Here is a 26,817-nt window from a genome sequence, read left to right as displayed (position 1 = left end):
CCGTGAGCTCGCTTGGCCCGCCAACTCGCTCTCTCCGCCCACGTCGCCGAGCGCTTGAGGCTGCGGTCGGGCGGGGCGTCGCGCCGGGCGACGATTGCGCTTGACACGCGCCCGGGCGGCAGCGCCGGATTCGCGGCTGTCACCGCGGCGCGGCGCCGCGCCGCTCGATCGCGTCGAGCTCGTCGATCACGGCCTTCACCCGCGGATCCGCGGGGTCCACCGCGCGCGCCTTCTCGTACGCCGCGCGCGCTTCCTTCAGCTGGCCCGACTGCGCGAGCGCGTTGCCCAGGTTGATCCACGCGCTGCCGAGCTTGTCGTCGAGCCGCAGCGCCTCGCGGTAGAGCGCGGTCGCCTTGGGCAGGTCGCCGCGGAGGTGGTACGCATACCCGAGGTTCGATCGGTACGTGGCGCGCGCGGGGTCGCGGGCCACGGCCGCCTCGAGGTACGGCACGGCGCGCGCCGGATCGTTGGCGGCGAGCAGCGCCGTCCCGAGATCGTTTTGCAGCCGCGCGTCGGCCGGCGAGAGCCTCGCGGCGCGCTCGTAAGCGCGGATCGCGTCGGCCGTCTTCCCCGCCGCGAGCAGCGCCGTTCCGAGGTTCGCCTGCCGCTCGGCGTCGCCGGGGGCGAGCTCGGCGGATCGCGCGAGCTCGCGGACGGCGTCCTGCAGGTGGCCGAGCGCGAGGTGAGCGACGCCGAGCGCGGAGCGGGCCTCGGGGTCGCTCGGGGCGAGCTCCGCGGCCCGCGCGAGCTCGCCGAGCGCCGCGTCGGCGCGGCCGAGGACGAGGAGGGCGCGGCCGAGCTCGAGGTGCGCCGGCGCGTGCTCCGGATCGAGCTTCACCGCGCGCTTGAGCTCGGGAATCGCGGCCAGGAGCGTCTTGTCGCCCGGCGCCCCGTTGTACTCGGAGGACACCCCCGCCCTGGCGATCGCCGCGCGCTGGGTCCCCACGATCGGCGCGGGGTCTCGCCTGTCGAGCAGCGCGGCCGCGCGATAGGCCCTCTCCGCGGCGGCGAAATCGCCGCTCGCGTAGGCGGCGTCGCCCTCCTCGAGCTTCCTGTCCGCCGGCGTGCCGGTGCCGCGCGCGACGCGCGGAGGAGGGCTCGCCGGCGCGCCCTCGCTGGTGGACGGCGCGTCGAGCGGGACGCCCGAGCCGGTCGCCTGAGGCTCCGCCGCGCCCGCGGCCGCGCCGTTCGCCGCCGCCGCCCCGCTCGCCGCGGGAGGCGCGGCGGGCGCGGCGGGCGCGGGCGGCATCGCCGGCGGGGCGTGCGGGGCCGATCGCGCGGGCGCGTCGGCCGGCGCGCCCGCGCAGCCGGCGAGCGCGACGAGGACGGCGAGCCCGCGGATCGAGCCGCAGGAGCTCACAGCTTGTACGGGGTCATCGCGTGCTCCTTGCCGTCGTAGCGGAGCAGCACAGGCTTGTTATCCATCTTCGTCGCCACGCCGACCGGCCGCTTCCAGCAGCGGACGAGCGCCACGAGCGTCTCGCGCGCGTAGTCGGCGCGCAGGTCGAAGCCGCCGTGCACGTGCTCGAGCAGGAGCTCCCCGCGGTTGCCGTAGTTGGCGTCGACGACGCGGATGTAGGGATCGCCGAAGTTCGTGAGCTGGAAGAGGAGCTTCTCCTTCACCTCCTTGAACTCGCGGCTCTCGATCTCGAACCGGTCGTTCCGGCCGGAGAAGCCGAACGTGTACATCTTCTGGTCGATCACGAACTCCGGCGTCAGGAACTCGTCGATGAAGGTCACGTCGTTGTAGAGCGCGCGCACCTGGAAGATCTTCTCGCGGCCGAGGCCGAGCCGCATGTCCCAGGTGCGCTTCGCGTCGAGGTCGGTGCACTCCTCCCACTCGCGGCCGAAGCGCCCCTTGTTCCACCGATCCTCGATGTAGCGATAGAGCTCCACGCCGACCTTGTAGGGGTTGAACCGCCCCGGCGCCGTCGCCATGACGCCGGCGTTGTTCTCGGCGTAGTCGATGATCTCCGACGCATCGAGGACCTTCTCGGTCATCATCTTCGAGTGCCAGTACGAGGCCCAGCCCTCGTTCATGATCTTCGTCTGGCGCTGCGGCACGAAGTAGTAGGCCTCCTCGCGGATGATCTCGAGCACGTCGCGCTCCCACCGATCGAGCGGCGCGTGGTCGAGCAGGAACTTGAGCACGTCGCGCTCCGGGCGCTCCGGCACCTTGCGCTCCGGCTTCTTCTGCTCCTGCCGCTTCTTCTTCTGCGCCGCGAGGATCTCCTCCGGGTTGATGAAGGAGTCCATGTACTCCTTGGCCCGGAGCTTGTACGTGTCCATCGGCTCCTCCGAGGGATCCTCTTCCTCCTTGGGCGCCGGGCGGCCGGTGAACGGGGCCCACGGGTCGATGAGGTTCTCGAGCGAGAGGCAGTGGTCGACGAACGCCTCGACCTTGTTGATGCCGTGACGCTCGATGTGGCGCGACACGCGGGCGCCGTGGTTCGCCATCTTGTCGATCCACTTGCGATCCGGGTCGTAGGAGTCGCTCCTGCGCACGGGGTCGAGGATCGGGCCGCGCTGGTCGAGGTCGGTGGACCGGAAGCAGAAGTTGTTCTTGAAGAAGTCGACGTGCCCGAACACGTGCGCCATCACGAGCTTCTGGTCGGTGAGCGAGTTGCCCTCGAGCAGGTAGGCGTACGAGGGGTTGTTGTTGATGACCATCTCGTAGATCTTCGAGAGGCCGTACTCGTAGCTCTTCGAGAGCTGCTCGTACTCCATGCCGAACCGCCAGTGCGGGTAGCGGCTCGGGAAGCCGCCGTACGCGGCGATCTCGTTCATCTGGTCGTACGTCAGCATCTCGAAGACGACAGGGAAGAAGTCGAGGCCGTAGTCCCTGGCGATCTTCTCGATGCGCTCCTTCTCGGTGCGCAGGTACCGGGGGAGCGCGGTGTTCAGCGCGAACTTGCTCATGCCGCCCTATTTCCCCTTCCCCAGGAAGTCCTTGATGCTGCCCACGATGGCGTCCTTGTCCCTGATCTCGCTCACCACGACGCGGTCGTCCTGCGAGAAGTGCTCCTTCAGATCCTTGATGAACTGGCCCGAGCCGTACGGGCTCTCGACCTGCCCGTAGGCGAACATGTTGACCCTCGGCAGGATCTGGGTCTTGAGCACGTCCACGCAGGAGAGGGTGTCGTCCATCGACCAGTTGTCGCCGTCGGAGAAGTGGAACGGATAGATGTTCCACTCGTCCGGCGGGTAGTCGTTGTCGATGATCTGAGAGCAGAGCTTGTAGGCGCTCGAGATCATCGTGCCGCCGGACTCGCGCGTGTGGAAGAACGTGTCCCGATCGACCTCGCGGGCGATGGCGTCGTGGATGATGAAGCGCGACTCCAGGCCCTTGTACTGGCGCGTGAGCCACGCATCGATCCAGAACGACTCGATGCGCACGATCTCCTTCTGCTCGTCGCCCATCGAGCCGGAGACGTCCATCATGTAGATGATGACCGCGTTCGCGACGGGCTCGGTGATCGTCTTCCACGAGCGGTACCGCTTGTCGTCCGGGATCGGGACGACGACCGGCGCCGTCGGGCGGAACGTCCCGCTCGAGATCATCCGCTTGAGCGCCTCGCGGTACGTCCGCTTGAAGTGGCGCAGCGACTCCGGGCCGACCCGGCGGATGCCCGAGTAGCGGTCGTGGGCGTTCGAGATCTTGCTCTTGCCCTTGTCCTGGATGTCGGGCAGCTCGAGCTCCTCGCCGAGGATGCTGGCGAGCTCCTCGAGCGTGACGTCGACCTCGAGGATGTGGTCGCCCTCGCCGCTGCCCGCCTGCCCCTGCCCGGGCTGCTTGTCGTCCGAGCCCCCCACGGGATCGCCGGGGTTGCCGTCGCCCTGCCCCACGCCGCCGCGCTGCTTGTCGCCGAAGCGGAAGCGCGGGATGTCGATCTGAGGAATCGGAATCGAGACGAGGTCCTTTCCCTTTCGCCCGATGAGCTCGCCCTGCGAGATGTACTTGCGCAGGTTCTCGCGGATGCGGCCGCGAACGATCTGACGGAAGCGCCCGTGATCCTGGTCGATCTTCAACGACACGCTGGCGAGTGTAGCATCGGAAGCGGCCCCGGGTCCGAACGTTCGGCGGGCCGCCGAGGTCTCCCGCGCCGTCGTCGTCCCATCCCCGACGGCCCCCTGCCCCGGCGTTCGCGCCCCCGCCGCTCCGGCCCCCCACCGCGCCCTCCCCGCGCCTTCCCTGCGCCCTCCCCCCACGGTTCCCCGCCGCTTCCCCCACCGTCACGCCCGCCCGTCGTGAACTGCACCCGTGATAGCCTCGGGACCGTGCCTTCCCGAGCGCCGGTCCTTCTCTTTGTGGTCCTCATGGCGCTGGCCCTCGGCTGCGGCTCCCGCGAGCAGCTCGTCGGCCTGCCCGAGCTCGCGGACGCAGGGGGCGCCCCCGACGCACGGCCGGACGCGCCGGTGTGCCGGGAGGACGGGCTCCCCTGCGAGGGCGCGGCGGACTGCTGCAGCGCCGCGTGCGCGCGCGGGATCTGCGGCGGCGGCAGCTGCGCGCAGGACGGCGCGCCGTGCGCCGCCCCGGGCGACTGCTGCACCGGGGTGTGCACCGAGGGGCTCTGCGGCCAGGGCTGCTCGGTCGACGGGGCGCCGTGCCAGAGCGCGGCGCAGTGCTGTACCGGTGTCTGCACGGGCGGAGCGTGCGGACAGGGCTGCTTCCCGAGCGGGAGCGCGTGCAGCTTCGCGGGGCAGTGCTGCTCGCTCCGCTGCGAGGAGGGCGCTTGCCGCGCGCCGTGCATCCCGAACGGCGCGCTCTGCGAGGGCGGCGACGCGTGCTGCAGCGGCGTCTGCCGCGGCGGCGCCTGCGGCCTCGCGTGCTCGCCCGACGGCTTCGGCTGCAACACGGGCGCGGACTGCTGTTCCGGGCGCTGCAACGCGGGCGTCTGCGGCGGCTGCAGCCCGGACGGGGAGATGTGCGGCTCGGCGGACGCGTGCTGCTCCGGCGTCTGTGACGAGGGCGTCTGCGGGGGCGTTTCCTGCTCGCACGGGCCCTGCGCGATCGGCGCGCCGCTCGCGGCTGAGTGCGGCGGCTGCGTGGCGGAGATCTGCCGGTTCGACTCGTTCTGCTGCGACGCCAGCTGGGACGAGATCTGCGTCCGCGAGGTGACCAGGCTCTGCGGGCTGACCTGCGGCGAATGCGCCCAAGACGGCAGCCGCTGCGCGTCCGACGCGGCGTGCTGCAGCGGCGCGTGCGAGGACGGCGTCTGCCGGACGCCGTGCACGCCGGAGGGCGGCGGGTGCGCGGCCGACGCCTCGTGCTGCAGCGGGAGCTGCTTCGACGGCGCCTGCGTCGGCTGCCTGCCGAACGGGGCGAGCTGCGGCTCGGCGGAGAGCTGCTGCAGCGGCGCCTGCGATCCGGCCCTCGGGTGCGTGACCGAGTGCAGGCCCGACGGGCGGCCCTGCGCGGACTCGGGCGAGTGCTGCAACGACAACTGCCAGAACGGCCTCTGCGGCGGGCCCGCCTGCCCGTCGGACGGGACCGAGTGCGGGGGCTGCGTGGCCGAGGGCTGCTGCGCGCAGCTCAACCAGTGCCTCGCCAGCGCCGCGTGCGCCGAGGACGTGGCGTGCTTCTTCGGCTGCCTCGACGCGGGGAACGACTCCGCGGTCTGCGGGTTCGAGTGCATGAACAGCCCGGAGACGTTCCGGCTGCTGCTCTGCGTGGGCAGGAGCTGCGGCGGCGGCACCTGCTTCTGACGCGGCGATGCGCGGGGCGATCGTGCGGGGCGCGTTGGGAAGGGTGTCCGCGCTGGCGTGGGGCACGGCGGTCGCGGCGCGGGGCGCGACGCGCGTCGTCGCCGCGCGGCTCGAGGCGCACGTCGTCGCCGCGCGGCTCGCGGCGCGCGTCATCGCCGCGCTGCTCGTGACGTCCCTCGCCGCCGCGCCCGTCGCCGAGGCCGCGCCGCGCGATCTCGCGGTGGTCGGCCTGCTCGCCGATCTCGAGAAGATGGTCGAGGTGCAGCAGTCGCTCGGCTGGACGATCGACCGGTACGAGATCGACGAGATCATGTCGCCGGCGCTGATGAGCGTGTGCTCGGCGACGGCGGAGACGCGCGCCGCCGCGCTCGCGGCGCTCGACCTCCGGATCGTCGAGCTCGGCGGTCCCGTCGAGGAGGCGTTCCGGCGTCGCGGAGAAGACCTCGACGAGGTCGCGGATCTCCTGTTCGCCACGCGGGTGCGCGCGCTCCTCGCCGAGGCGATGCGCCGCGCGATCGGCGCCGGCGATGCGCCGGCCGAGTGTCCGTTCTGGCTCCGCCCCTCGCCGGCCTTCCGGGGGCGCGAGACCGACGCTTACCGGACCACGCTCAACCTGGAGGGGGGCGGCATCGCGGTGCTCGAGGGCGCCGGCGGCAGGGTCCTCCCCGGCGCCGGCGGCTCGGCGCGGCTGCTGCTCGGCCGCGGGATCGACGAGCGCTGGACGTTCCTGGCCGGCGGCGAGTTCGGCGGCACGGCGCAGTTCGAGCAGACCGAGACGAAGACGCGCTTCCCCATCAGCTTCGTCGCCGCGCTGCCGATGGTGCTGCGGTACCACGCCCGCACCTGGCACTACGAAGGCGAGCTCGCGTCGCTCGCGTACTTCACCCAGGACGACCTCCGCGTGAGCCCGGGGCTGCGCGCCGGCGCGCTGGTCGGCGTCTCCTCGCTGCGGATGCGGGGCATCATGCCGTGGGCCGGCCTCGGCATCGCGGTCGAGCACGTGCTCGAGACCCACCGGCGCCCCGCCCAGTGGAACCTCAAGGGCGGCGCCCGCGTCGGCTTCGACTGGGATTTCTGAGCGCTTCCGAGCGGGTTTGCGGCGCCGATCTGCCGCCGGCCTGACGCGCAATAGGCGCCTCCGCCGGGGTGGGCTACAGCAGATCCTGATTTCGATTCCGGTCCTTCCCGCCGACTTTCCGACCGGGAAAGAGGAAAGGCTGTGGCACCATGAGGCCACGAGCGAGCTCATGTCGAGAGAGCTCGGGGGAGGGCTCTATGCCGAGAGGCGAGACAGCAAAGGATACGTCCAAGCAGAGAAAGCGGGTCGGGAGCGGCGAGCGCGAGCAGCCTTCGCCTGCGACGTCCCAGGGCGAGGCCGGTCGGACGGCGTCGGGCAGGCGGACCAGGGCCGCGGCCGGCGGCGCGAGGAAGGCCGCGAGCCCGACCCGGCGCGCGACCCAGGCCAGGAAGGGGTCGCGCAAGGCGGGAGCAGGCGCCGCCGCGCGGCCGGGCACGGCGCGGAGCACCTCGGCGGGGGCGAAGGCCGGGCCGAAGCAGCGGGCGGGCAGCGCGGCGAGGAAGACGGCCGCCGGCCAGACGAGCCGGCCGCGGAGCGCCGCCGCGAAGAAGGCGGCCACGACGCGGAAGCGGGCCGCCGCCGGCGGTACGGCGGGGCGCGGCCGGGGCGCGACCGGGCCGGCGGCGGCCGGCGGGCAGAAGACGGCGCGCAAGGCGGCAGGCGCCAAGCGGGCAGCGCCGCAGCGTGGCGGCGCGGCGAGGCAGACGCCGTCCACCGGGCGCGGTGGCGCGCGGCGCACGAGGGCGACGCAGCCGCGCGCGCAACGGGCCGGCCAGAAGCGCGCGACCGCCGGAAGGCGGACCCAGGCCAGCTGAGCCTCGACGCCGGGCGCGCCGCTCGCCGCGGAGCGCCCGCCCGCGTTGTTCCCATCCACAGCGATGCCTGCCCGGGGCTGCCCATCCAGCGGCCCTGGCCGAGTCCTGCCGACCGGCAGGATGCCAATCCGAGCGAATCCCGCCCAGCGCTGTCGCTCTCGGAGCGGTGCCCGCCCAGGCTGCCGCATCCCGGCGGAGCAGGGCTGCCCTATCCCGGCGGAGCAGGGCTGCCCCCATCCCGCGGTGCTGATCAGGACTGCGACGACGCCGGATCGCCGACCATGAGGACGACCCAGGTGGCGGTCAGGAAGTGGTACGACGTCCCGCCGAGGCCCGGGAGGGTCGCCTCGCCCCGCGCGCGCCTCGCGCAGAGCGGACAGCCCACGTCCCCGCGCCGGCCGATGAGGTACCGGCGCGAGGACGGCGGCACGGACGCAGGACAGACCTGAACTTCATCGTCCTCCATCGCTCCGCACATACCCCCCATCTCGCTCTGCGGCGGAAGCGCCTCCGTGCGCCCGATGCCGTGCGCTGCCCCGATCGATCGCGGCGCGCGGCCGCCCTCGCGAGGCCTGCGCTCGATGGTCCGACCTGCAGCCGCTGGCGTAGGGCGATGCTGGACCATCGTAGGAATGCTCCTTCGGGCGAGCCGAAAACCAGCGACCCAGGCTCGGATGTGGCGCCGCACTGCGGCCGAGATTCATCCTAGCAGGATCCCCGGACCATGCATGGATGACATTCCGTAGATGCGTGGTGCTTCCCACCGCGACAGCCTCTTGTCTCTGCTGTCGTTCTCCTTGCCGTCTTTCTCTGCTCAATCGATGTCGCTGCGCGGCGCGGAGAGCGGAGCGGCGGAGTGACTCGCAGCGTGGGCCGCTGACCGCTCGCGCGCAATGCGAAGACCGACGCGACGAGGCGCGCGGGCGTCGCGCGTCAGCGGCGGAGCGCAGCAGGAGGCTCCGGAGGGACGCTGCGGCGAGCCCCGAGGACATGCCGACGCTCCGCGGCGCGCGCGGCGACGCGCGACCGACCCCCGCGCGCGGACGAGCATCGTTTGCGGGCAGTTCGGGAGGGATACGACGCTCGTCAGGAGAACGCCGATGTCCGGCGCTCGGCCCCGGCAGAGGGCTCCGGGGCAGCGCGGCGAGCGAAGCGGGCGGGCGGGGTCGGCCGGAGCGCGTCAGTGGGGGACGGGGACCTGCGGCACCTCGTCGTCGGGCACGATGCAGGACGACAGGTCGAACAGCATGAAGAGCAGCGCCTTCTCCTGCGGGGTCAGCTCGTCCGTGGAACACCCCTCCGGGAAGGGCGGGCCCGTGACGTCTCCCGCGGAGACATGGATGTCTGTGAACACCAGGCGTCCGCACTGTTGATCTTCGTCGACGCCGATGGGCGTGTTGAACGTGAAGTACTGGACCCCCGCCGGCTCGGGCTCGTTGTAATAGATCCACCGGGTCGAGATGCCGTCGCCCACGTCGTTCACCGTGTGCTGCGCCCCGTTGATCACGATCTCGCCGGGCACGGTCGAGGCCCCGACGTTGACGAGCCAGTCCGCCAGGGCCTGCCCTTTCGGGAGCGTGGTGTCCACGAGCGCCGTGAGGGGGCTCACCGGGTCCTCGTTGAAGTTGTCCCAGACCGCCGTGTCCGGGAACGGAGCCGGCCCCCGCTTCAGCCAGTAGTTGTGCCAGTGGGAGGCGAACACGCGCCCGCCGAGCGAGGTGTAATCGAACAAGGCCTGGCGCGCCGTCTCCGGCTTGTCCGCGGCGTAGGGATCGCCCTCGCAGGCGAGGATCACCATGTCGTACTGGCGCAGGGTGTCGACGGTCCCCCAGAGGCTCGTGGCCGACGTGAACTCCACGCCTTGATTGAGGCTGTCCGCAAACCGCGTCGTCACGGGGTGCCCCGCGTCGCCGCGGCCGGCGAACAGGTGGACGCGCCCCGTCCCGGTCTCCGGCGTGAACTCGCTCTCGTCGATCCCGAGCTTGTGCAGCAGGCACTCGAGCGGATCGGCGCCGCCCGTCGTGAGGGCGATCTTGGGGATGTGCCCCTCCGCCTTGTTGCGCGGCAGCCGGATGGTCCCCGCCTCGGTCGCGGTGTCCTTGCATTTCTCGACCGCTGGGAGCGTGATCTCGCGCCGCCACTTGCCCACCTGGACGACGAGCGGGATGTCCTCGCCGACCGGCACGTCCTCCAGGACGAAGCTCCCTTTCGTATCGGTCAGCGCCGTCACGATGGGCGAGCCCGAGAGCGTCGCGCTGCATTGATCGCAGGTCGCGCCGTCGGTGAGGGGGTCGAGCGGCTCGTTGGGAACGTAGACAATCACGTTATAGAGGGGCAGTTTGCCCGAAGGGTCGTAGACGGTGCCGCTCACCGTGGTCTTCGCCCCGTCCTCGCATTGGACCTGCTGGCACTCGAGGCCCTCGCACGAGCCGTTCCCTCCCAGTCCCAGGCCGCCCCCGCCGACATTCGCCGGGAAGCCGCCGAAGCCCGTGCCGATCCCGCCGCCGTCCCCGCCCGCGCCGCCAGGCCCCGCGCCGCCGGACGCCGGGGGCGCCGTGCCTCCCGTATCGCCGCAGGAGCAGCCGGAGACAACGCCCGGCGCTACAGCGATCGCAGCCATCAAGACTCCCGCCCTGCCCGACCAAGTCAACATTTCGAGCCTCCCGGGCGGTGCGAGCAAAGGTACCCTGCTACCGCCCAGTCTCTATCGTAGGCCAGAGCGTAGAAATCGGGAAGTATGTCCGGCGAAGAGCAGGAATGAAGCGATAGTAGATTAAGGTAAGCCCTGATACCCCTGACTACCGACTCCGCGCAGGACGCGCACATCGCGGCGTGGGACAGATCGAACAGCGGATCTCCGCGCCTGCGACATGGTGGGCGACCGGATGCCGCGGAGGATCGACGCGTGGGTCTTTGGGAGGGGGCGCGCCGCCAAAGCGGCTGCGCGCGACCGCGCCGCGAGCGACGGCGCCGCCGCGCAGAGGCCGCGCGCGGGCGGCTCTCTCGGTCCGATCGACCGGAGCGCCGGTTATTGCAGATCGACCCGCGTCAGCCCGAACCAGAGCACGACGTGCCACCGCTCGTGCCACTGCAGCAGCACCGGCCCGATCGCGAGCCCGGGCGACGGGGTCCTCAGCTCGTCCTTGAGCGCGCTCACGGGCCAGGGATTGCCGAACGCCTTCTCGCCGTAGGTCAGCGCGAGCGTCGGCTCGCCGTCGAGCTCCGAGGGCACGAGCTGCGCCTTGAAGCGGCACACCTTGCTGCCGCGGACCCGGTTCGTGCCGGAGTTGCCCCCGTGGTCGAACTCGTTCCCTTTCCAGGGCATCCAGTCCGACGCGAGCGCCCTGATCAGCGGGCGCACCGCCAGATGAACCCCGGCGGTCGGCTGCAGGGAGAGCAGGCGGCCTCGCGGCGCGTCGCCGAGCTCGGCCGGATCCGCCGGCTTCCCCGCCCTGTAGATCTGCCGGAGCGCGTCGGGGTGCGCGCCGATGAGGCTGTCGAGGGAGGACACCTGGGTGATGAGGCGGCGCCCGGCCGCCGCGCCTGCGTTCTGCTCGCTCTGGGTGTTCATCGGGCCGCCTGGCATTCCACCGCGCCCGTCGAGGGTCAACGGCAACCGTCAGCGCGTCAGCGCGCCTCGTCGCCGCTCGCCTCGTCGCGGCTCGCCTCGCCGCCGCTCGCCGCGCTCGCTGCCGCGCCGCGCGCGACGATGGCCTCGTACGCGCGGCGGACGCGCTCGGTGATGGCGCCGTAGCGCGCGAGCAGCTCCTTCGCGGCCTCGCCCCCGGTGCGGCCCCGGATGCCCGTCCGCCGCGCGAGGAGCGGGACCCCGGGCGCGTTCTCCTGGAGCAGCTGCGAGGCGTCCGCGTGCACGATGCGGATCCGCTGCTCCAGCTTGCGCAGGAACGCGTGGCCGTCCCGGAAGATCTCGGCGTGCGCGGCCGCGAGGTATCCGGCCGAGGCGAGCGCGTCGATCGCGGCGAGCGTCTCGGAGGTCCGGACGCGCGGATCGGCGCCGTGGCGGATCTGCAGGAGCTGCACCGCGAACTCGATGTCCGCGAGGCCGCCCCGCCCGAGCTTGAAGTCGCGGCGGCCGCGGCGCTCGTGCGACAGCTCGCGCTCCATGCGCATCCGGAGCCGGTGGATCTCCTCGGCCATCCGATCGAAGTCGTCCGCCTGGAGGTACGCGGCCTCGTGCGCGATCGCGATCGCCTCCGCCCCGAGCGCCGGATCGCCGGCCGACGCGCGCGCCCGGATCAGCGCGAGCCGCTCCCAGATCGCCGCGCGCATGTGCCGCGCCCCGGGCGACGATTCCGGCTCCGCGGGCGCCTGGGCCGCCCCGTCCGCGCGGCGGATGCCGTGGTAGCGCGCGAACGCGTCGAGGGACGTGACGAGCAGCCCCTGGCTGCCCGACGGGCGCAGCCGCGTGTCGAGCTCGTACCCCGGGCCCGCCGCGTGCGACATCGAGATGAGCCGGATGATCTGCCGCGCGCGCCGCGCGTAGTAGGTGCCGGGGTCCGAGCCGGGCCCCTGATCGCCGGACGGCGCGCACGTCGGATCGAACAGGAAGAAGACGTCGAGATCCGAGCCGTAGCCGATCTCGCGCCCGCCGAGCTTGCCCATCGCGATCACGGCGAGCCCCCGCACCGGCTCCCCGGGCGGCGTCCCCAGCGCGAAGCGCGTCGCGGCCTCGAGCGACGCGTCGGCCAGGTCCGAGAGCGCGAGCGTCGCCTCGCGCGTGCCGACCTCGCCGCTCAGATCGGCGAGGCCGACCTCGATGGTGACGCGCGCCTTCGCGCGCCGGAGCGCGGCGATGAGCGCCTCCTCCGGATCTTCGTCCGGCGCGGCCTCGCTGAGGCTCTCCTCGATCGTGTGCCTGATCACGCCGGCGCTCGGCGCGCCGCGCGCGAGCAGCACGACGTCGACGAGCTCGGGGTACCTGACCATCGCGTCGCCGATGAACGCGCTCGACCCGAGCGCCTCGACCAGCCGGCGGAGCGCGCGCGGGTCGTCGCCGAGCATGCGCGCGTAGACGGCGGAGTGCCTGATGCGGGAGAAGCACAGCCGGAGGAAGCGCGCGGCCTGCTCCGGATCGGCGGCGTCGATGACCGCGGCGAGCAGCGTCTCCGCGAGCGACGACGACGCCTCGCGGCTGCGCGCGCCGAGCAGGCCGTCGGGGTGGCGCGAGAGCTCGTAGAGGTCGTCGGCGACGTCGCGGAACCGCGCGGTCAGCGAGGCGCTCGCGCCCGGCTCCGGGGGCGCGCCGGCGGCCGACGCGGCGAGCTCGGCGGCCTCCGGCTCTCCCCCGGCGCCGCCGAGGACGAGCACCGCGTGCTTCGCGAGCGCGTCGGCGAAGGCGTCGCGATCGCCGCGGTCGAGCGCGGCCATCGCCTCGATCCACCGCGACGGCCTGGTGCTCCCCTTCGGCAGGAGCGACAGGAGCCGGGCCTTGATCCGGCTCCGGCGCTGCTCGGTGTCGGCGAGGAACGCCGCGGCGTCCTCGAAGCGCAGCGTCCGGGCGAGGCGCTCCATCTCCGCCTCGCTGTCGGGGAGCAGGTGCGTCTGCACGCCGGTCGCCGACTGGACGGCGTGCTCCGCGCGCCGGAGCGCGAGGTACCCCTCCACGAGCTCCCGCCCTTCCCGGTCGGTCACGTACCCGAGCGCGCGCAGGCGCCGCAGGCCGTCGAGCATGCCCTGCGCGCGCGCCCGCGGCTCGCGCCCTCCCCAGATGAGCTGCAGGGCTTGCACGAAGAACTCCGCCTCGCGGATCCCGCCGGGGCCGAGCTTCAGGTCGCGCGACGCGTCGTGCGAGAGCTCCGCGCGGGCGCGCTCGACGAGCTCGATCATGTCGACGGCGAGCTGCGGATCGACCCGGCGCCGCCACACGAACGGGCCGAGCACGCCGAGCGCCTCGGCGCCGAAGTCGAGATCGCCGGCGATCTCGCGGGCGCGGAGCAGCGCGGCGCGCTCCCAGAGCCGGCCGAACGACTCGTAGTAGCGCTCGGCGGCGGCCAGCGAGTTGACGAGCGGGCCGCTCCGCCCCTCGGGGCGGAGCCGGAGATCCACGCGCCACACGAACCCGTCCTCCGTGACCTCCTCGAGCGTCGCCGTGAGCCGGCGCGCGACGCGGGTCCAGAAGTCGTGCAGGGTGACCGACACGGCGCGGTCGCCGGAGGGGCCCACCTGCCCTTCGTCGGTGTCGTAGAGGTAGATCAGGTCCACGTCGGAGCCCGCGTTGAGCTCCTCGCCGCCGAGCTTCCCCATGCCGAGGACGACGAACTTCGACCGCGCGCCGGTCGCGGTGCGCGGCTCGCCGAACCGCGCGGTCACGGCCGAGATCGCCTCGGCGAGCGCGACCTCGATCGTGGCCTCGGCGAGGGCGGTGAGCTCGCGCGCCGTGACGTCGATGTCCGCGCCCCCCGCCGACGGCGGGAGCAGCTCGCGCAGCGCGATGCGGATCCGCTCCTCGCGCGCCACGCGCCGGAGCTCCCGCCGCACGCGATCGGCGTCGGAGACGTCGCCGACGCGGCCGCGGATCCGCGACAGGTACGTGGCGCGATCGCGGGCCGTCTGGTGCCCCTCCGCCGCGAGCCGCTCCGCGATGTCCGGATTTGCCTCGATGGTCGCGCCGATCGCGGGGTAGGCGGCCGTGAGGAGCGCAGCGATGGCGAAGGCCATCGTCCCCGGCGGCAAGCGGGGCGACAGCCGCGCAGCGCGTTCCTTCACGCGTTGCTCGTCGATCGCGTTCGCGATCTCCAGGAGCCTCGAGACCTGTTGCATGGCGGGAGGCTAGCAAGACCCTGGCGTCGCGAACGCCGGTTCCGCAGCGCCCGACCGCCAGTTTATCGCCCAGAGCCTTCACCTCGCGCCTTGGCGACGTCGCCCTCCGATCCTATGCTCGCCGGGTGCGATTGCTCTGCGTTTCGGATATCCACGGCCACGCCGACGCGCTCGCGGCGGTCCTGGCCACCGCGGAGCGCCGAGGCTACACCCAGCTCCTGGTCGCCGGAGATCTCTGCTTTCCCGGCCCGAAGCCGCTCGAGACGTGGCGCCGGCTGACGCAGGCCAAGGCGGTTTGCGTACAGGGCGTATCGGATCGCGCCCTGGCGACGCTGGACATCGAGAAGGTCAGGCCACGGAGCGAGCACGAGCGGGCGCGGCTCGATCGCCTGGCCCAGACGCGCACCGAGCTCGGCGAGCTGATCCTGGCCCGGCTGGCGCGTCTCGCCCCGACGTACCGGCTGCCGCTCGAGGACGGCGGCGAGCTCGTCCTGGTCCACGGCTCCCCTGCGGACCCGATGGAGCCGATCTCGCACGACATGACGGACGAGGAGGTGCTCTCGCTCCTCGGCGACGATCCGGCGGATGTCGTGATCTGTGGTGGCTCCCACGTCCCGTTCGACCGGATGGTGGGGGGCGTGCGCATCATCAACGTCGGCTCGGTGGGCGAGGCGCCGTGCTCGATGCGGGGCGAGGTCGACCGGGTGCGCGTCGGTGGGCGCCCTGCCAGCGAGCTTGTGCGCAGCGGGCCTGTCTCCTACGGGGCGGGGCACGCCGACGCGACGTTCATCGAGCTCCGGGCGGGCGAGCTCTGGGTCGAGCAGGTCGTGGTGCCGCTCGGTAGGGCGGCCTGAGCGCGCCGGGGCGCAGGAGCGACGGGCGCGCCCCGAGCGCCCCGGAGCCACGCGACACTGCGCGAGGCACGCGCGGCGCTCGTCACCCATCGTACCAGGCGAGGAACAGCGCGCGCGCCATGCCCTCCCGCTTGAACCTATATCAAGGATTTAGGATCATCCTCGGGGAGCATGGGCAGCTACTCCCCCGACGATGATTTCGAGGCCACGCGGGTGGCCAACGTTGGGGAACTCCAGAAGGAGCTCCCGGCGCGCTCGCCGAAGGATCGCGCCTACCTCATCGTGCTCGCCGGCTCGAACGTCGGCGAGATGTACCGGGTCGAGGGCGCCGAGATCGTGATCGGCAGGGCCTCCGGGGCGACGATCCGGCTGAACGACGACGGCATCTCGCGGCGCCACGCCCGCCTGCTCCAGATGGACAGCCAGGTGCTGATCGAGGATCTCAACAGCTCCAACGGGACGCTGGTGAACGGCGAGCAGGTGACGCGCGTCGCCCTGCACGACGGCGACAAGATCCGCCTGGGCTCGACGACGATCCTCAAGTTCACCTACCACGACCACCTGGACGAGTCGTTTCAGCAGCAGATGTACGACGCCGCGCTGCGCGACGCGCTCACGAAGGCGTTCAACAAGAAGTACTTCCTGGATCGGCTCGAGACCGAGGTCTCCTATGCCCGGCGGCACAGCGCGCACCTGTCGCTGCTCATGTTCGACGTCGATCACTTCAAGCGGATCAACGACACGTTCGGGCACCTCGCCGGCGACTACGTCCTTGCGCGGATCGCCAAGATCGCGAGCAACACGGTGCGGACCGAGGACGTGTTCGCGCGCTACGGCGGCGAGGAGTTCGGCATCCTGTGCCGCGGCGTGGCGCTCGAGAACGCGGGCATCCTCGGCGAGCGGCTGCGCCTGCTCATCGAGGGGTCGGTCTTCGAGCACGAGGGCGTCCGCGTGCCGACGACGATCAGCGTCGGCGTGGCGGCGCACCCCGTGGTCCCGGTGCAGACCGGGCTCCAGCTCATCGCGGCGGCCGACGAGGCGCTCTACGAGGCGAAGCGCACCGGCCGCAACCGCGTGCTCCTGAAGTTCGGCCCGAAGCCGTAGGCCCGGGCGAGGGGCGCGCGGCGGGTCAGCCGGCGCGGCCGCGACGGGCGCCGTGGCAGCCGCGCCTCGGCGGCCACGCGCGAGCGCCGCGGCAGCCGCGCGTCCGCGAGCGCGCGTCGCGGCACCGGCGCGCGGCGCCGCCCCCGCGCCTCAGTCGATCTTGAGGAGCTCCTTGACCTTGGCGATGACCTGCGGCGCCTGGATGGGCTTCGTGATGTACGCGTTCGCGCCGAGCTGCAGCGCGCGCTGGCGATCCTCCTGCGACCCCTCGGTGGTGATGATGATGATCGGGGTGTCCTTGTGGACCGGATCGGTGCGCACGCGCTTCACGAGCTTGAGCCCGTCCATGATGGGCATGTTGATGTCGGTGATGATCACGTCGTACTTGGTCGAGGCGAGCTTGCGGAGACCGTCGACGCCATCATCCGCCTCGGTGACGCGGAGGTTCTTCACGCGCGCAAGCGCGAAGACCAAGAGCTGCCGCATCATGGGCGAGTCTTCAACGATCAGACACGAGTACTCGGCCATGATCAGTCCTCCAGGTCCAGGAATGCCTGGACGCCGGGCACCTTCCGGCCGGCGTCGGTGAAGAGCCGCGCGTTGATGAGGGCGGGGGCGGCCTGGGCCCCGAGGAGCTTGAAGAGCTCGGTGTCCACGTTCACGAACTCCGTCTTTTGCGGGAGCGTGCTGAAGATCGCGATGACACCCACGGTGCGCCCGTTGAAGTCGAGCGGGATCACTGCCGCCGGATCCTCGATGCTCCCCTTGGAGACGTCCTTGGTCTCGTCGAAGAAGATTTCCCCCTTCGAGAATGCCTGGCCGACGACGCCTTCGGTCACCGGCATGCGCGCGATCTCCTCGACGGCGACGCCTTCGCTCGCGATCGCGACGAGCTCCTTACCATCGGGGGACGCCAGGTACACGGAGAAGGCGCCCGCCCCGAGGAACTGCGCCAGGAGCTCCTTCAGGTTGCGGAGGACATGGCGCACGTTGCGCGCTGCGTGCAGCTGCGAGAGCGCGACGTACAGGTTCGCCAGGTTCGCGAGCTCGCCCTCCGCCTCCGAGTAGCGGCTGTTGAAGCGGTCTGACGCCGCCACCATCCGCACCGACTGCGTCACGAGATCGCGCTTCTCCTGCTCGAGCTCCTCGATCTTGCGGAGCAGGTCGCGGATGGCCGAGTCGCTCGCGAGGTGCGCGCGCAGCTTGCCGTTCTCCGATTCGAGCTCGGTGATCTTGTCACGAAGGCGCTCGTTCTCGCGGAGGAGCTCCTCGGTCAGCTGCGCCCCCTTGCGGAAGAACTGCTGAATGAAGGCATCACGCTCCTTCTTCAGGTCCTCGGGGGGACGATCGCTCGGACGCCCTTTTTTCTCCGTCATTTTATCCCGGGGTTCTCCAGAGCTTCGGACCGTATCATGCGGGGCTGACCGGACGGAAGCGTCGAGCGCGGGCCGCCGGCGACGCCCGGATCCGCCCCCGTCTCCCAGGGGGCGGCCGTCACGGCCGCCATCGATGACGTCGGCTCGGGCGCGCTCGCCCTACCTCGGAGACCGGACCCCCGCCCGCCCGGCCCGCCCACCCCCGCCTCCACGACTACGCCTTCTCCATCTGCTTCAGCAACTTGGTCCACTGGCGCAGCTCCCGGCCGAGCAGCACAGGCGTCTTCCGGAGCGACGCGATGTCGCGCGCCCCGACGAGCAGCATGACCGCCCGGAGCTCCGCCTCGATGTTCTCCAGGTACCGCACCGCGGCCTCCCGTCCCCCCGAGACGAAGGCCTGCAGCACCGGACGCGCGATCCCAGCCGCATGCGCGCCGAGCGCGACCGCCCGCGCGATGTCAAGGCCGCTGGTGATGCCCCCGGTCGCGATGATCGTCTTGAAGCGGGGACGGATGGTGCGGGCAATGAGCACCGAGGCGGCCGTCGGGACGCCCCACTCGCGCAGGGCCTGCCCGAGGGAGCGGGCCGCGCCGCTGGCGCGCTCCGTCTCGACCGCGACCCACGACGTGCCCCCGGCGCCGGAGACGTCGATGTTCCGGACGCCGGCCCGGATCAACCGGTAGGCGGTCCCCGGGCCGATCCCGCAGCCGGTCTCCTTCGCGACGACCGGCACGCTGAGGCCGTTCGCCAGCCGGCTCATCGCCTCCAGGGCGCCGGCGAAGTCGCGATCGCCGCCCGGCTGGACCAGCTCCATCGCGGGGTTCATGTGGATGCAGAGCGCGTCGGCGCCGACCTGCGCCACGAGCTCGGCGACCGCCTCGGTCGACAGCGACCGCGCCTGCACGGCGCCGATGTTCCCGAGGACGAGGGTCGTCGGGGCGCGCTCGCGGACCTCGTACGAGGCGGAGGCGTCGCCGTTGAGCATCGCCCGCTGGCTCCCGAGGCCGAAGCCGTACCCGCGCTCCTCGGCGATCTGCGACAGCTCCCGGTTGATCGCCTGCGCGCGCTCGGTCCCGCCGGTCATGGCCGCGATGAGGAGCGGCGCGCGGAGCCGCTTGCCGAGCAGCAGCACCGAGGTGTCGATCGCGTCGAGGGAGAGCTCTGGCAGCGCGTCGTGGATCAGCTCGACCTGCTCGAGGAGCGTGGTCTTGGCCCGAAACCCGACATCCCCCGTCGCGCAGAGCTCGATGTGGTCCGCTTTCCTCTCGGAGATGTCCTTCGCCTCTTCCGTCATGGGAGCACAACTTTACGCGGTCGCTGACCGCCGTCGAAAAGGAAGTGGCATGGACAAAAAATCGACAAAAATCGCGTCTGGAGCTTCGCACCGGCGCAGGCCGCGGGCGCCGGCCCCCGCCCCTGTTGCAGCGACCGCGCGACCGGCGCCCAGCCGTGGCATAAAGTAGCCGTATGGACCTCCCGGACGAATCGCAAATCCGCTGGATCCTTCGCACATCCTCCACGCTCCTCCAGCACGGCGCCGAGCCGGTGCGCGGGCTGGTGCAGCCGACGGCCGAGTTCTTCCCCGACCCCTACGACGGCTCGCCGAAGACGGTGGCCGCCCTGATGCTGCGGGTGCAAGAGCACGCGGGGCTCCAGGATCTGCCGGTGGAGCTGGCGGTGGTCACGCCGGAGGGGCAGGCCAGCACCGTGAGCTGCTCGAGCGGCGCGTGCGGCGGGATGGCGCTCGACACGAAGCTCGAGCGGGTCGCCCGGCGCGACGACGGCGGCTACCGGGTCGCCCTCTCCGCGGGCGAGCTCCGCAACCCGACGGTGCTCACCACGGCGTTCGTGCGCGCCGTGTCGTTCATGTTCCTGAGCGAGGCCGGCGCCTTCGAGGCGCTCGTGCCGCCGGACCGCGATCCCGCCGTGGATCTCGCCGCCGTGCTGCTCGGCTTCGGCGTCCTCGTGACGAACGGCTCGTACCTGTACGCGAAGGGCTGCGGCGGCGTGCAGGTGCACTCGGCGACGAAGATGCCGGTCGACGAGCTCGCGCTCGCGCTCGCCGTCTACTGCCGGATGCACGAGGTGCCCGACCGGACCGCCGCGCGGCACCTCGACGTGACGCCGCGCGCCCACTTCGACGAGTCGGCGGTCTGGGCGAGCTCCAACATCGCGCTCGTCCGCATGCTGCGCGCCGCCCCGGATCGGATCGCCGCGGACGACTACGCGATCGGCGAGTCGAGGAGCTGGCTGGCCCGCGCGCTCGGCCTCGGCAAGCGCCGGCCGGCGCGGACGGCGGAGGACGAGCTGCGCGAGCTCGAGCGAGAGCTCGCGCCGGCGGCCGGCGCGGCGAAGCCGCGATCGTTGGATGAGGGCAAGGCGAAGAAGCTTGCGGAGATCCGTGCTCTCGTGGACGAGAGCCTAGGGAGCTGAATGAGCGTACGACTCTGGGACAAAGGGGGCGCGACCGACGCCCAAATGCTGCGGTACACCTCGCGCGACGACTGGCAGCTCGACCAGCGCCTGCTCGCCTACGACCTGCGGGCCACGATCGCGCACGTCCGCGGGCTCGAGCGGATCGGCGTGCTCAGCGAGGCGGAGCGCGACGCGCTCGTCCGCGAGCTCGAGGCGCTGACGGCGCAGAACGAGGCCGGCGAGCTGCGGCTCACCGAGGACGACGAGGACGGCCACAGCGCGATCGAGGCGGCGCTGGTGGCCCGCATCGGCGACGCGGGCAAGAAGGTGCACACCGGCCGGAGCCGCAACGACCAGGTGCTCGTCGCGATGCGCCTCTACGAGCGCGACGCCCTGGACGAGCTCGCCGAGCACGCGACGGCCGGCGCCCGCGCGCTGCTCGATCTCGCCCGGCGCGAGGCGGACACGCCGATGCCCGGCTACACGCACCTGCAGCGGGCGGTGCCGTCGTCCGTCGGTTACTGGGCCGCCTCGTTCGTCGAGGGGCTCGCCGACGCGGTCGACGTCGTCCGCGCGACGCGGGCGCTCGTCGACCGGTGCCCGCTCGGCGGCGCCGCCGGCTTCGGCGTGAACCTGCCGCTCGATCGCGTCGGCGTCGCGCGCGAGCTCGGGTTCGCCGGCGTGGCCCTGAACCCGCTGGCCTCCCAGACGTCGCGGGGCATCATCGAGGCGCAGATCCTCGCGGCCGCGTGGCAGGTCGTCGCCGTGAGCCGCCGGCTCGCGTGGGATCTCAGCCTGTTCGCGATGAGCGAGCTCGCGTTCATCCGGCTCCCGGAGGCGTTCACCACCGGCTCCTCGATCATGCCGCAGAAGCGCAACCCCGACGTGGTCGAGCTCATGCGCGCGGCGTGCTCCGTCGTGCAGGGGGCGCTCGCCGAGGTGCAGTCGCTCGTGGCGCTCCCGTCCGGCTACCACCGCGATCTGCAGCTCACGAAGGGCCCCACGATGCGCGGCCTCGACGAGGCGCTCGCGACCTCACGCCTCTTGCCGCGGCTCGTCGACGGGCTCGCGTTCGATCGCGAACGCATGGCCCGGGCGATCACGCCCGAGTGCTTCGCGACCGATCGCGCCGTCGAGCTCGCCGTGCAGGGCGTCCCGTTCCGCGAGGCCTACCGGAAGGTCGCGGCCGAGATCGCGGCGCTCCCCGCCGGCGACGCGGCGGCGAGCCTCCGCGCGCGCGTGTCGCTCGGCGCCCCGGGCAACCTCGCGCTGGACGACCTGGCCCGCAGGCTGGAACGGAACGCGCGCTAGAGCGACAAACGGGTTGAATCTGCCTGAAAAGCGCAGAATTTTGAACCGGCAAGACGCAAAGAAGAGAATCCTCTCTTGGCGTCTTGCCGGTTGATCAATCGGTGCTCTAGCGCCGCCTCCATCACGAGCCCGCGCCCGCGGTGCGCGGGCGATGTCGCAGGGCTGCCCGGCGCTGCCGACGAGCTAGCGCTGCCGGCGGAGCTCGCGGACCGCGCCCGCCTCGGCCACCAGCACGAGCGTCGCCATGTCGAGGAACAGGCCCGTGTCCATGACCCCAGGGATCTTGCGGATGCGCGCGTCGAGCGCCGCCGGGGCGTCGATCGGGCCGAACGCCGTGTCGAGGATCCAGTTGTGGTTGTCGGTCTGGAAGGGATACCCGTCCGCGTTCTTGCGGATCGCCGGTTTGCCCCCGAGCGCCGCCAGGTGCCGCGCGGCCGACGCGCTCGCGAAGGGCACCACCTCGATCGGGACGGGGACGCGTGAGCCGAGCTTCTCGACGAGCTTCTCGGGGGTCACGAGGATGATGAAGCGCGCGGCCTCGTAGGCCACCACGCGCTCGCGGAGGAGCGCGCCGCCGAGGCCCTTGATGAGGCCGAGATCGGGCGCCACCTCGTCGGCGCCGTCGACGGCGACGTCGAGGCGCTCGACCTCCTCGAACGGCAGGATCGGGATGTTCTCGCGGCGGGCGAGCGCCGCCGAGCGCTCCGACGTGGCGACGCCCTGGATCTGGAGGCCGCCGCGGACGCGCTCCCCGAGGCGCCGGATGAACGCCTCGGACGTGCGCCCGGAGCCGAGCCCGAGCAACATCCCGCTGTCGATGTGCGCGAGCGCAGCGACAGCGACACGATCCAGATCGGCAGGGTCCAGCGCCGCGATGTTCATGCGCTGCTCATCGGTCATCGCGGCCGCTAGCGCAACGGGATTTTTCGAGCTCGTCGAGCGGCGCGGGGCAAAGCGGCCGGAGCCGGCAGCCTTTGCACTCGGCGCCCGTCCAGATGGCCTCGAACGTCGCCTGCATCTCGTCGAGCAGGAGGTCGTCGTCCGTGAGCACGCCCGCCTCGAAGTTCCGCCGCCCCTCGCCCTTCGCCCCGAGCCCGGCGCCGGTGAGGTTCGCGGAGCCGAGGTACAGGAGCGCGCCGTCGACGGCGATCATCTTCAGGTGGACCCGCGGGCAGCGCCGCATCTCGATCGGCGGCCGGGGCCGGCGGCGGAGCTCGGCGCGGAAGGCGCGCGACGGGACGCCGGCGTGCAGCAGGCGCAGCTCGACCCCGCGGGCGGCGAGCGCGTCGAGCAGGTCGAGGAACGACATGTACCGGCCGCGCGCCCGCGCCCTCGACCCGATGGGCGCCTCGACGCGCAGCTCCTTCACGTTGGCCGTCGCGATCCACACCGAGACGCGCGCGTTCGCGACCGCGCCCATCACGAGCGCGTCGTAGTGGGCCCTGTCGCGGAGGAGCGTCAGCTCGACGCGCCGCTTGAGCTGGGTCCGCGGCGTCGCCTCCACGTTGCGCGCCCGCGCGCGGGGGCGCGCCGGCCGCGCGCTCACGCCCGTTGACCGGCGCCGGCGGGCGCCTGCTCGCTCTCGAGGTGGGCCCTGAACAAGGCCCGGACGTCGTCCGGCATCGGGACCGAGACCAGCTGCACGAGATCGGCGGTCACCACCGTGTGCCGGAGCTCGGCCGACAGCACGCCGTCGTGAGCGCGGACCATGCGGTACCGGAACGTGGCGCTCCGCCTGCCGAGATGGACGACCGAGGTCTCGATCCGGAGCGTCTCGCCGTAACGCGCCGGCGCCGCGTAGTCGGCCTCGACCCGCACCGCCGGCAGCCCGATCCGCCGCTCGAGGATGAGCCGTGCGTAGCCTCCCTCGAGCGGCGCGAAGAACCGCTCCATCGCCTCGTGCGCGTAGCTGAGGAAGCGCGCGAAGAAGACGATGTTCGCGGCGTCGACGTCCTCGAACTTGATCGGGCGATCGAGGGAGACCATCGCGGCTAGGAGAGGTCCTCGGCGAGCTTCTCCAGGGTCGCCCTCCCGAGCGGCGCCTTCACGGAGTACCGCGGGTGCGCGACGACGATCGAGACCGCCGCCTTCTTGGCCTTGATCGCGGCCTGCGCCTCGGCCGGGAGATCCACCTTGAGGTAGTGCACCGCCGTCGTGCGGTCCTCCAGGACCGACGCGTCGCGCTTGCCGCGCGCCTTGGCGGCGACGCCGTCGACCTCGACCGACACGGTGTCCTCGAGCCCGACCAGATCGACGAGCATCTGGTCGCGCAGCGCCCGGTCGGGGATCTCGACGAAGAGCGTCAGGCTGAGCTGCCCCTCCCCCGGGATGAGATCGTTGTACGTCTCGATCTCGTGGAGGATGCCGCTCTCGCTCGTGATGCGCTCGGTGCGGAGCATCTCCTGGATCTGGAACAGCACCGAGTCGCGGTTCTCGAACACGGCGGTCAGGTGGTCTCCGATCCGCACGCGGCGGGGCCGCTTCTCCTCGATGATGCGGTTGCGGAATCGCTCCCGGATCGCCTCGTATTCGCCGATCCCGAGCACCTCGTTGCGATCGATGGGACGCATGACGGCTCCTCTCTTCGACGTCTCGCTCACGTCTCCCTCACGACTTCGGCTCGATGTACGACGTCGGCCCGAGCCCGTACGCGTGGGCGAGCGCCTCCACCGGGTGCAGCACCTTCGCGCCGTTCTCCTTGACCATCCTGAGGCCGGCGAGCGTGCAGTCGCTGACGATGACGTCCGCGCCCGCGACGCCGCGCACGAGCTTCGACGCGTACTTGCGGCCGGTCTCGTAGTGCGCCGCCTTCATCCCCCAGGTGCCGTCCACGGCCGAGCACTGCTCGACGACGCGCACCTCGGTGTCGGGCACGACGCCGAGCACCCTGGCGCCGGGGAAGCCGATCTTCTGGGCGCGCAGGTGGCACGCGGCGTGGTACGCGATCGTGCCGAGCCCCCGCTTGAACTCGCGGTTGAGCTTCTTCTCGCGCCCGAGCTGGACGAGGAACTCCATCATGTCGACCGTCGCGGCCGCGACCTCGCGCGCCTCCGCCGTCTGCAGGTATTCGGGCCACTCCTTCTTCATCGTGTAGCCGCACGTCGGGCCGACCACGACGATCTTCCTGCCCCTGCGGACGTGCGGGAGCAGCAGCGCGACGTTCTGCTTCACCTTCGCGGTGAACGCCTCGAGATCGCCGCCGTCGAGGTTCGGCATCCCGCAGCACGTCAGCGCGTCCGTCGGGGCGTCCTGCGGCTCGTCCGGGGCGGCGCAGCCGGGCACGTGCACCGCGTAGCCGTTGTGCTCGAGCACGCGGACCGCGGCCTCGGGGACCCCGGGCGTGTTGTACTCGCCGTAGCAGGTCGCGAAGAGGACGACGGAGCCTTGCTTGCCGGCGTCCGCCGCGGCGCCGTGCTCCGCGAACCACGACGAGAACGGCTTGCGCGCCATCTCCGGGAGCGGGAACTCCGACGAGATCCCCGTCACCTTCTCCTGCACCTTGCGCAGCAGGCGGCTCGCCTGCACGAGGTTCGCGAGCGGCGCGGCGGGGCCAGAGCCGAGCGCGCCGATCAGCTGCGGCTCGCCGAGGATCCTGTCCACCAGCGGGATGCCCTCCCGCTGGGCGCGCATCGCGCGCTCGCGCGCGAGCACGCGCGGGTAGTCCAGGAGCTCGTAGGCGTGCTCGTCGGCGGTGTACGGGCACTTGATGTAACAGAGCTTGCACTGCCAGCACTCGTCGCCGATGGCCTTGAAGTCGTCGTAGGTGAGGGCCTCGGCGCCCTCGGCGACGCCGGCCTCGATGTCCCTGTCGACGCGGGCGAAGAGCTCGGGGAACGAGCCGCAGTACCCGACGCACATGCGGCACTCGTGACAGATCTGGAACGTCCGCCGCAGCTCGGCCTCGAGGTCGCGGGGATCGAGATATCGCTCGTCGTTCGGCGATGTCGCCGGCGGACGGTCTGGTGCACGCCGAATGACGCTCACGGGTCGGTTCCTCTCAACATCCTTTGGGAGTACGGGGCGAAGGGGCGGCTGGCTGCGCGGCGCGGCGCCGGGCGGGCCGCGCTGGCAGCGACGGCGCGCGCGCCCCGGGTCGAGCCGCCGGCGGCTCGGCGCGATCCGGGGCGCTCGCGCTCACGCATCGGTCGAGATCAGAAGTCGAGCGACTGCAGCGCCTTCTGGAAGCGCCCGGCGTGCGACTTCTCGGCCTTGGCGAGCGTCTCGAACCACTCGGCGATGTCGTCGAAGCCCTCCTCGCGGGCCTCCTTCGCGAAGCCCGGGTACATCGTCTCGTACTCGTGGGTCTCGCCGGCGACGGCGGCCTTCAGGTTCTTCTCCGTGCTGCCGATCGGCAGGCCCGTCGCCGGGTCGCCGGCCTGCCGGAGGTAGTCGAGGTGGCCGTGCGCGTGGCCCGTCTCGCCGTCCGCCGTGTCCTTGAAGAGACCCGCGACGTCGGGGCGACCTTCGACGTCGGCGACCTTTGCGAAGTACAGGTAGCGGCGGTTGGCCTGCGACTCCCCGGCGAACGCGTCCTTCAGGTTCTGGTGCGTCTTCGTGCCCGTAAGCTGCTTGGTGGTCATGGTGTTCGCTCTCCTTGGTTGAACGGCTGGGACGATGGATCCCTGGTGCCGCGCAGGTCAGCTCGGCGGCGCGGAGGCTCCGCTAGCCACGTTCGGGGCGCCGCGCCCCTCGAGCCCCTGCGGGGCGGAGTCGACTGTGTTCCTCGCTGCGCCCGGCGTCGCGCCCGGCTGCCTGCGCGCCCTCGTCTTCCTGGCCGGCCTTCGCGCAGGCCGCGCAGAGCCCCCGGTAGATCCGCTCCACGGCGCGGATCTCGAAGCCGGGCGCGGCCGCGAGCGGCGCGGGCGCGACCTCGTCCGAGCGCTCGCCCGAGGGCTCGCACGGCACGTCGCGGACGAGCCCGCAGCGGTCGCAGACCGCGTGATGGTGCGCCGCCATGTTCGGATCGAAGCGCGAGGCGCCGGGCGACAGCGACAGCGCCACGCACAGCCCCGCCGACGCCAGCGCGTCCAGCGTGTTGTAGACGGTGGCGAAGCTCATCGTCGGCAGCGCCGGCCGGAGCCGCTCGAACAGCTCCTGCGCGGTCGGGTGCGTCGGATCGGCCGCGAGCTCGCGCACGATCGCCAGGCGCTGCGGCGTCAGCTTGAGCCCCGAGGAGCGCACGCAGGCGAGCATCGACGCGACCCGCGCATCCTCCTCGATCCCCTCGCGATCGAAGGCGACCCCGCGCCCCTGGGCGTCGCGGGGCGTAGGCCCCTTGGCGGCAGGTGTTCGCGAGGCGGCCACGGCGAGAGTGATACTTAGAAAGTTTCTCAGTTGCAAGTCCTAACAATCACGGCAGATGAGCCTGGCAAATCCGG

General features: G+C 72.1%; 24 protein-coding genes. 6 read left to right on the top strand and 18 right to left on the bottom strand.

Annotation, left to right across the window (positions count from 1 at the left end):
• Nucleotides 1-139 precede the first annotated feature (139 nt).
• The 3 genes from WMF26_RS11055 to WMF26_RS11045 are packed head-to-tail and all read right to left on the bottom strand — an operon-like array spanning nt 140 to nt 4,035.
• Nucleotides 140-1,360 carry a tetratricopeptide repeat protein gene (locus WMF26_RS11055; RefSeq protein WP_438000274.1) on the bottom strand — a complete coding sequence of 407 codons (1,221 nt, stop codon included), beginning with the start codon at nt 1,358-1,360 and terminating at the stop codon, nt 140-142.
• Complete coding sequence (locus WMF26_RS11050) at nt 1,357-2,919, bottom strand: SpoVR family protein (RefSeq protein WP_061624954.1); 1,563 nt, start codon at nt 2,917-2,919, stop codon at nt 1,357-1,359. The genes WMF26_RS11055 and WMF26_RS11050 overlap by 4 nt, the downstream gene beginning before the upstream one ends.
• A gap of 6 nt (nt 2,920-2,925) precedes the next feature.
• A complete protein-coding gene (locus WMF26_RS11045) occupies nt 2,926-4,035 on the bottom strand; it encodes a DUF444 family protein (protein ID WP_438000273.1) in 1,110 nt (369 codons plus the stop codon).
• A 282-nt stretch (nt 4,036-4,317) separates the two neighbouring features.
• Between WMF26_RS11045 and WMF26_RS11040 the strand changes: the two genes are divergently transcribed.
• Both WMF26_RS11040 and WMF26_RS11035 read left to right on the top strand, forming a co-directional pair.
• Nucleotides 4,318-5,706, top strand: coding sequence for a hypothetical protein (locus WMF26_RS11040; RefSeq protein WP_438000272.1), 1,389 nt, complete (start codon nt 4,318-4,320; stop codon nt 5,704-5,706).
• Nucleotides 5,707-5,740: 34 nt separating this feature from the next.
• Complete coding sequence (locus WMF26_RS11035; RefSeq protein WP_438000271.1) at nt 5,741-6,784, top strand: hypothetical protein; 1,044 nt, start codon at nt 5,741-5,743, stop codon at nt 6,782-6,784.
• 73 nt (nt 6,785-6,857) lie between these two features.
• On the opposite strand, the gene WMF26_RS11030 is transcribed toward WMF26_RS11035, so the two are convergent.
• The 5 genes from WMF26_RS11030 to glnE form a co-directional block, all read right to left on the bottom strand.
• On the bottom strand, nt 6,858-7,436 hold the full coding sequence (locus tag WMF26_RS11030; protein ID WP_438000270.1) for a hypothetical protein: 579 nt from the start codon (nt 7,434-7,436) through the stop codon (nt 6,858-6,860).
• Between the two features lie 413 nt (nt 7,437-7,849).
• A complete protein-coding gene (locus WMF26_RS11025; RefSeq protein ID WP_437337084.1) occupies nt 7,850-8,065 on the bottom strand; it encodes a hypothetical protein in 216 nt (71 codons plus the stop codon).
• Between the two features lie 714 nt (nt 8,066-8,779).
• Nucleotides 8,780-10,219, bottom strand: coding sequence for a carboxypeptidase regulatory-like domain-containing protein (locus WMF26_RS11020; RefSeq protein WP_438000269.1), 1,440 nt, complete (start codon nt 10,217-10,219; stop codon nt 8,780-8,782).
• A 408-nt stretch (nt 10,220-10,627) separates the two neighbouring features.
• Nucleotides 10,628-11,170, bottom strand: coding sequence for a hypothetical protein (locus WMF26_RS11015; protein WP_437946033.1), 543 nt, complete (start codon nt 11,168-11,170; stop codon nt 10,628-10,630).
• 56 nt (nt 11,171-11,226) lie between these two features.
• Entirely contained in the window at nt 11,227-14,379 is a 3,153-nt protein-coding gene (gene glnE / locus WMF26_RS11010) for a bifunctional [glutamate--ammonia ligase]-adenylyl-L-tyrosine phosphorylase/[glutamate--ammonia-ligase] adenylyltransferase (protein WP_438000268.1), read from the bottom strand.
• 125 nt (nt 14,380-14,504) lie between these two features.
• On the opposite strand from glnE, the gene WMF26_RS11005 reads away from it, so the two are divergent.
• Nucleotides 14,505-15,233 (top strand): metallophosphoesterase family protein, encoded by a 729-nt coding sequence (locus WMF26_RS11005; RefSeq protein ID WP_437946031.1) that lies wholly within the window; start codon nt 14,505-14,507, stop codon nt 15,231-15,233.
• Nucleotides 15,234-15,404: 171 nt separating this feature from the next.
• Complete coding sequence (locus WMF26_RS11000; RefSeq protein WP_020734173.1) at nt 15,405-16,337, top strand: GGDEF domain-containing protein; 933 nt, start codon at nt 15,405-15,407, stop codon at nt 16,335-16,337.
• A 150-nt stretch (nt 16,338-16,487) separates the two neighbouring features.
• Here the strand turns inward: WMF26_RS11000 and WMF26_RS10995 are convergent, their stop codons facing one another.
• The 3 genes from WMF26_RS10995 to fni form a co-directional block, all read right to left on the bottom strand.
• The gene (locus tag WMF26_RS10995) at nt 16,488-16,865 is read right to left on the bottom strand and encodes a response regulator (RefSeq protein ID WP_012234398.1); all 378 of its coding nucleotides are present in this window, start codon (nt 16,863-16,865) and stop codon (nt 16,488-16,490) included.
• Between the two features lie 2 nt (nt 16,866-16,867).
• Complete coding sequence (locus tag WMF26_RS10990; protein ID WP_061622393.1) at nt 16,868-17,713, bottom strand: GAF domain-containing protein; 846 nt, start codon at nt 17,711-17,713, stop codon at nt 16,868-16,870.
• 214 nt (nt 17,714-17,927) lie between these two features.
• Nucleotides 17,928-19,007: a type 2 isopentenyl-diphosphate Delta-isomerase gene (gene fni, locus WMF26_RS10985; RefSeq protein ID WP_061622392.1), complete on the bottom strand. Its 1,080-nt coding sequence runs from the start codon at nt 19,005-19,007 to the stop codon at nt 17,928-17,930.
• A 173-nt stretch (nt 19,008-19,180) separates the two neighbouring features.
• Here fni and WMF26_RS10980 point away from each other — a divergent pair, with 173 nt between their 5' ends.
• Both WMF26_RS10980 and argH read left to right on the top strand, forming a co-directional pair.
• Complete coding sequence (locus WMF26_RS10980; RefSeq protein ID WP_437337079.1) at nt 19,181-20,146, top strand: hypothetical protein; 966 nt, start codon at nt 19,181-19,183, stop codon at nt 20,144-20,146.
• On the top strand, nt 20,147-21,439 hold the full coding sequence (gene argH, locus WMF26_RS10975) for an argininosuccinate lyase (RefSeq protein ID WP_438000267.1): 1,293 nt from the start codon (nt 20,147-20,149) through the stop codon (nt 21,437-21,439). It begins immediately after the preceding gene.
• Nucleotides 21,440-21,622: 183 nt separating this feature from the next.
• On the opposite strand, the gene rpiA is transcribed toward argH, so the two are convergent.
• From rpiA to WMF26_RS10940, 7 genes are all read right to left on the bottom strand, one after another.
• Complete coding sequence (gene rpiA / locus WMF26_RS10970; protein WP_063823649.1) at nt 21,623-22,321, bottom strand: ribose-5-phosphate isomerase RpiA; 699 nt, start codon at nt 22,319-22,321, stop codon at nt 21,623-21,625.
• 7 nt (nt 22,322-22,328) lie between these two features.
• Complete coding sequence (locus WMF26_RS10965; protein WP_061622388.1) at nt 22,329-22,985, bottom strand: phospholipase D family protein; 657 nt, start codon at nt 22,983-22,985, stop codon at nt 22,329-22,331.
• The gene (locus tag WMF26_RS10960) at nt 22,982-23,425 is read right to left on the bottom strand and encodes an acyl-CoA thioesterase (protein WP_438000266.1); all 444 of its coding nucleotides are present in this window, start codon (nt 23,423-23,425) and stop codon (nt 22,982-22,984) included. The genes WMF26_RS10965 and WMF26_RS10960 overlap by 4 nt, the downstream gene beginning before the upstream one ends.
• A gap of 5 nt (nt 23,426-23,430) precedes the next feature.
• The gene (locus tag WMF26_RS10955) at nt 23,431-24,009 is read right to left on the bottom strand and encodes a DUF3501 family protein (RefSeq protein ID WP_437946027.1); all 579 of its coding nucleotides are present in this window, start codon (nt 24,007-24,009) and stop codon (nt 23,431-23,433) included.
• Between the two features lie 37 nt (nt 24,010-24,046).
• Nucleotides 24,047-25,423, bottom strand: coding sequence for a hypothetical protein (locus tag WMF26_RS10950; protein ID WP_438000265.1), 1,377 nt, complete (start codon nt 25,421-25,423; stop codon nt 24,047-24,049).
• Between the two features lie 167 nt (nt 25,424-25,590).
• A complete protein-coding gene (locus WMF26_RS10945) occupies nt 25,591-26,019 on the bottom strand; it encodes a rubrerythrin family protein (protein ID WP_020734163.1) in 429 nt (142 codons plus the stop codon).
• Nucleotides 26,020-26,101: 82 nt separating this feature from the next.
• Nucleotides 26,102-26,743 carry a Fur family transcriptional regulator gene (locus WMF26_RS10940; protein WP_438000264.1) on the bottom strand — a complete coding sequence of 214 codons (642 nt, stop codon included), beginning with the start codon at nt 26,741-26,743 and terminating at the stop codon, nt 26,102-26,104.
• Nucleotides 26,744-26,817 lie beyond the last annotated feature (74 nt).

This window comes from Sorangium sp. So ce185 (genome assembly GCF_051526825.1).
Taxonomy (GTDB): domain Bacteria; phylum Myxococcota_A; class Polyangia; order Polyangiales; family Polyangiaceae; genus Sorangium; species Sorangium cellulosum_D.
This window is presented reverse-complemented; position numbering and strand designations above follow the sequence as displayed.